The sequence below is a fragment of the Streptomyces boncukensis genome (assembly GCF_011045075.1).
Taxonomy (GTDB): domain Bacteria; phylum Actinomycetota; class Actinomycetes; order Streptomycetales; family Streptomycetaceae; genus Streptomyces; species Streptomyces boncukensis.
In genome coordinates, this window is record NZ_JAAKZZ010000519.1 from 1 (window position 1) to 4,936 (window position 4,936).

5 protein-coding genes are annotated in these 4,936 nt (G+C 73.6%); 2 read left to right on the forward strand and 3 right to left on the reverse strand.

Annotated features, from left to right (window positions below):
* The first annotated feature begins 424 nt into the window (after positions 1 to 424).
* The gene (gene era, locus G5C65_RS31065; protein ID WP_241266193.1) at positions 425 to 1,393 is read left to right on the forward strand and encodes a GTPase Era; all 969 of its coding nucleotides are present in this window, start codon (positions 425 to 427) and stop codon (positions 1,391 to 1,393) included.
* 12 nt (positions 1,394 to 1,405) lie between these two features.
* Here era and G5C65_RS31070 read toward each other — a convergent pair whose 3' ends face one another.
* The 3 genes from G5C65_RS31070 to G5C65_RS31080 all read right to left on the reverse strand — a co-directional run bounded on the left by G5C65_RS31070 (position 1,406) and on the right by G5C65_RS31080 (position 3,339).
* Positions 1,406 to 2,326 (reverse strand): ribonuclease Z, encoded by a 921-nt coding sequence (locus tag G5C65_RS31070; RefSeq protein WP_165302383.1) that lies wholly within the window; start codon positions 2,324 to 2,326, stop codon positions 1,406 to 1,408.
* Position 2,327: 1 nt separating this feature from the next.
* Positions 2,328 to 2,714 carry a histidine triad nucleotide-binding protein gene (locus G5C65_RS31075; RefSeq protein WP_165302384.1) on the reverse strand — a complete coding sequence of 129 codons (387 nt, stop codon included), beginning with the start codon at positions 2,712 to 2,714 and terminating at the stop codon, positions 2,328 to 2,330.
* Between the two features lie 94 nt (positions 2,715 to 2,808).
* Positions 2,809 to 3,339, reverse strand: a complete 531-nt coding sequence (locus G5C65_RS31080) for a hypothetical protein (protein ID WP_165302385.1) — start codon at positions 3,337 to 3,339, stop codon at positions 2,809 to 2,811.
* Between the two features lie 208 nt (positions 3,340 to 3,547).
* Between G5C65_RS31080 and G5C65_RS31085 the strand changes: the two genes are divergently transcribed.
* Positions 3,548 to 4,876, forward strand: coding sequence for a glycosyltransferase (locus G5C65_RS31085; RefSeq protein WP_338146751.1), 1,329 nt, complete (start codon positions 3,548 to 3,550; stop codon positions 4,874 to 4,876).
* Positions 4,877 to 4,936 lie beyond the last annotated feature (60 nt).

Consider the following 4,936-nt stretch of genomic DNA (forward strand, 5'->3'; position numbering starts at 1 on the left):
AACAGCACGACGAACTCACCGAGTGGATCGGCGGCAGCTTCGACCCCGACCACCTCGACATCGACGACATCAACAAGCAACTCGCAGACATCTGATCACCAGCGGAACCTCCGCAGCGAAGCACTAGTGCCCTTCTGAGGGGTCGTGCCGGGTCGGGGCTGCCCCTTGCTGTCACGTCGCGGACTGCGGCTCCCTCCCCCAAGCTCTCGGCTTCGCTCGAGCAGGGAGGTACCCCCATGATTGCGCGCGCAGTTCCCCGCGCCCCTGCGGGGCGCGCCCTGGCGCCCCGCAGGGGCGCTTCAGGGGCGCGGGGAACTGCGCGCGCCAGCGCAGCGGCGCCGCGCCCGGCGACGGACGCCGAGGGGCAGCCCCATCCCCCGCCCGTCGGGCGGGGGCACCTTCGGGATCGGGGACAATGGTCGTCATGAACGCCTCCTCCGCCGTCCCCCCGGAAGCCGCCGACGCCTCCGGTTCCGGTGCCCCGCACCGCTCCGGCTTCGCCTGCTTCGTCGGCCGTCCGAACGCGGGCAAGTCGACGCTGACCAACGCGCTGGTGGGCACGAAGGTCGCGATCACCTCCAACCGGCCGCAGACCACCCGGCACACGGTGCGCGGCATCGTGCACCGCCCGGACGCGCAGCTGGTGCTCGTGGACACCCCGGGGCTGCACAAGCCGCGCACCCTGCTCGGCGAACGGCTGAACGACGTCGTCCGCACCACCTGGGCCGAGGTGGACGTGATCGGCTTCTGTCTGCCGGCGGACCAGCGGATCGGCCCCGGCGACCGCTTCATCGCGGGCGAGCTGGCGCAGCTGAGGCGGACCCCGAAGATCGCGGTCGTCACCAAGACCGACCTGGTGACGCCGGACGCGCTCGCCGAGCAGCTGATCGCCGTCGAGCAGCTCGGCAAGGAGCTGGGCGTCGAGTGGGCCGAGATCGTCCCGGTCTCGGCGGTGCGGGACGAGCAGGTCGGGCTGCTCGCCGACCTGCTGGTGCCGCTGGTCCCGGAGGGCCCCCCGCTGTACCCGGACGGCGATCTGACGGACGAGCCGGAGCAGGTCATGGTCGCCGAGCTGATCCGCGAGGCCGCGCTGGAGGGGGTACGGGACGAGCTGCCGCACTCCATCGCGGTGGTCGTCGAGGAGATGCTGCCGCGCGAGGGGCGCCCCGAGGACCGGCCGCTCCTGGACATCCATGCGAATGTCTATATCGAGCGGCCCAGCCAGAAGGGCATTGTGATCGGCCCCAAGGGCCAGCGTCTGAAGGAGGTCGGCTCGACGTCCCGCAAGCACATCGAGGCGCTGCTGGGGACCCCGGTCTACCTCGACCTCCATGTGAAGGTCGCCAAGGACTGGCAGCGGGATCCGCGCCAGCTGCGGAAGCTGGGGTTCTAGGGATCTAGGGTCCTAGCCCGGCTCGCTCCGCTTGGGGACCGGGACCCGGGTCAGGTCCTCGGCCACCGTCAGCTCGCCCTCGAATCCGGCCGCCCGCGCCTGGCGGCCGAACACCGCGGGATCGGTGTAGCGCTGCGAGAAGTGGGTGAGGACCAGGTGCCGCACCCCCGCACCGGCCGCGACGCGCCCCGCCTGCCCCGCGGTCAGATGCCCGGAGTCGCGGGCGAGAGCGGCGTCCTCGTCCAGGAAGGTCGACTCGATGACGAGCATGTCGCACCCCTCAGCGAGCGCGTACACCCCCTCGCACAGCCGGGTGTCCATGACGAAGGCGAAGCGCTGTCCTGGGCGCGGCGCGCTGACGTCCGCCAGCCGGACGCCCCGCAGCTCCCCCGCGCGCTGGATACGGCCGATGTCGGGGCCCGTGATGCCGTGCGCGGCGAGCCGCTCGGGGAGCATCCGGCGCCCGTCCGGCTCGGCGAGCCGGTAGCCGAAGGTGGGGACGCGGTGGTCGAGTTCGTACGCGAGGAGGGTGAACGGGGCCTCGCCGTCCGCCGTCAGCCGGCCGGGACCGCGCACGGGCGCCTCCAGCAGCCGGGCGGTCTCGTGGTACGGGGTGGCGTGGCGGAGGCGGTCGAAGTAGCGCTGCCCGGCCGCCGGGTAGTGCGCGGTCACCGGGTGCGGCACCCGGTCCAGGCTGAGGTGCTGGATGACCCCGGGCAGGCCGAGGCAGTGGTCGCCGTGGAAGTGGGTGACGCAGATCCGGGTGATGTCGTGCGCGGCGACGCCCGCGCGCGTCATCTGCCGCTGGGTGCCCTCGCCGGGGTCGAAGAGGAGGCCCTCGCCGTCCCAGCGCAGCAGATATCCGTTGTGGTTGCGGTGCCGGGTCGGGACCTGGCTGGCGGTGCCGAGCACGGCCAGTTCACGCGCGGACATGTCAGCCGGGGGGCCATTCGAGGCCGCGGCCCCCGAGGACGTGTGCGTGGGCGTGGAAGACGGTCTGGCCCGCGCCCGCGCCGGTGTTGAAGATGACGCGGTAGCCGGTGCGGGGCCCGCCCGCGCCGCCCGGCGGGGGCGCGACCTCCTCCTGCGCGGCGACCTCGCCTGCCTCGCGCAGCACGTCGGCGGCGACCTGCGGGGCCTCGGCGGCGAGCGCCGCGGCGTCCGGGTGGTGCGCCTTGGGGATCACCAGAACATGGGTGGGCGCCTGCGGGTTGATGTCCCGGAACGCGATGGTCGTGTCCGTCTCGCGGACCACGGTCGCCGGGACCTCGCCCGCGGCGATCTTGCAGAACAGGCAGTCAGCCTGGGGTTCTCCAGCCATGGAAGGGGATGCTACCGGTCCGCCCTCCGCGCCTTTCCGGGCCGCCCCTCCGCCCCGGGGAGAGGGGGTGCGCTCAGGAGCGGCCCGGAAATCCTCAGCGGAAGCTGGGGGTGTAACTCGGGGTGTAGCCCGACGTACGGCTCGGCTTGGGCGGCCCGGACACACCGCTGCGGCTGGACGGCGCGTTGCAGTCGCCGAGGCCCTTGGCACGGAACACCGTACGGCCGCCGACCGTCGCCTCCAGGTCTCCGATGACGCAGCGGCCGTGCCGCTCGTCGACGACGCGCCCCTTGACGGTGATCTCGCGGCCCGCCGCCTGGCCCCGGCAGTCCACCCGCGCCGCGTTCGCGTGGCGCTCGGGGGTGGCCCGGCGGGAGGCGCCGGAGGCCGTGGCGGGCGGGGTGCCGTACACCAGCCGGGCCGTGCAGGTCATCCAGTCGACCTTGAGCCCGGCACGCTCCAGCGCCTCGGACGCCAGCCTGTCGGTGACCGCCGACACGGCGGAGCCGCGCAGCCGGCTCCGGCCGTCGCCGTCCGCGGGCTCGCAGCCGCTCACCGCGAGCACCGCAACGGCCACGGCGCCGGCCGCGACGGCATGGCGCGGGGCTCCGCGTAGCGCACTCATGCAGTGAGCGTGCCATCGCCGCCGCCGCGCGGAAAGGGCGTACCGGAGCACGCCGCCCTCCAAAACCCCGGCAAATGCCATGAGTTGGGGAGGTTTCCGCGCCCGGCGCCACACGCCGCGCCACAACTCCCCTCCACGAACGGGTGATTCGGGCTCGACGCCGGGTTGGGCGCCCCCGGCGCCCGGAAGTATCGCCCCCGTGCTCACGATCACTCTCACCGCCCTCGTGACCGTCGCTTCGCTCACCCTCTTCGCCCTCGCGGCCCTCACCCTCTGGTGGCAGATGTACGCGTGGCGCACCCCGGAGACCTACGCCGCCACCCGCTTCGCACCGCCGGACGGCGACCGGGGGCTCTCGTTCTCGCTGCTCCTGCCCGCACGTCACGAGGAGGAGGTGCTGGGCGCCACCGTGCGGCAGCTGCTGCGCGCCGAGCACATCCGCTTCGAGGTGCTGCTCATCGTCGGCCACGACGACCCCGCCACCCGCACCGTCGCCGAGCTGCTCGCCGCCCAGTCCCCGGACCGGGTCCGGGTGATCGTGGACCGGCACGAGGTGAAGAACAAACCCAAGGCGCTGAACACCGCGCTCCCCTACTGCCGCGGCGTGGTGACCGGCGTCATCGACGCCGAGGACCAGGTGCACCCCGAGCTGCTCACGCACGTCGACCACACCTTCCGCACCACCCGCGCCGATGTCGTGCAGGGCGGCGTGCAGCTGATGAACTTCCAGTCGAGCTGGTACAGCCTGCGCAACTGCCTGGAGTACTTCTTCTGGTTCCGCAGCAGGCTGCATCTGCAGGCGGCCAAGGGCTTCATCCCGCTCGGCGGCAACACCGTCTTCGTGCGGACCGCGCTGCTGCGGGACGCGGACGGCTGGGATCCGGAGTGCCTGGCCGAGGACTGCGACCTGGGGGTGCGGCTGTCCAGCCGGGGCGCGCGCACGGTCGTGGCGTACGACCCGCTGCTCGTCACCCGCGAGGAGACGCCGGGCTCGCTGCTCGCGCTGCTGAAGCAGCGCACCCGCTGGAACCAGGGCTTCCTCCAGGTGCACCGGAAAGGCGAGTGGCGGCGGCTGCCGCGGCTGCGGCAGCGGGTGCTGGCGCGCTACACCCTCGCCACGCCGTTCCTCCAGGCGTTCACCGGCCTGCTGATCCCGCTGAACCTGGCCGTCGCGCTCTTCGCGCACGTCCCGGTCGGCGCCACCGCGCTCAGCTTCCTGCCGACGCTGGCCCTGGTCGTCACGCTGGTGTTCGAGGGCGTGGGCCTGCACGACTTCGGGCGGCAGTACGGGCAGTTCGTACGGGCCGCCGACTACGCCAAGCTGCTGCTGGGCGCGCCGGCCTACCAGCTGCTGCTGGCCGCGGCGGCGATACGCGCGGTCTGGCGCGAGGCGCGGGGCCGCTCCGACTGGGAGCTGACCCGCCACACCGGGGCCCACCTCGCGCCGGACGCGCCGCCGTCGGCCGCACTCCCCCCGGCGTCCGCCGCCGTCCCGGGCCCGCGCAGCCCCCAGCCGCATGAGGAGGCGCTGCGGTGACCGCTCCCGGCCCCCCGTCCGCCGGGTACGCGGACTCCCCGTCCCCGCCGTCGTCCCCGC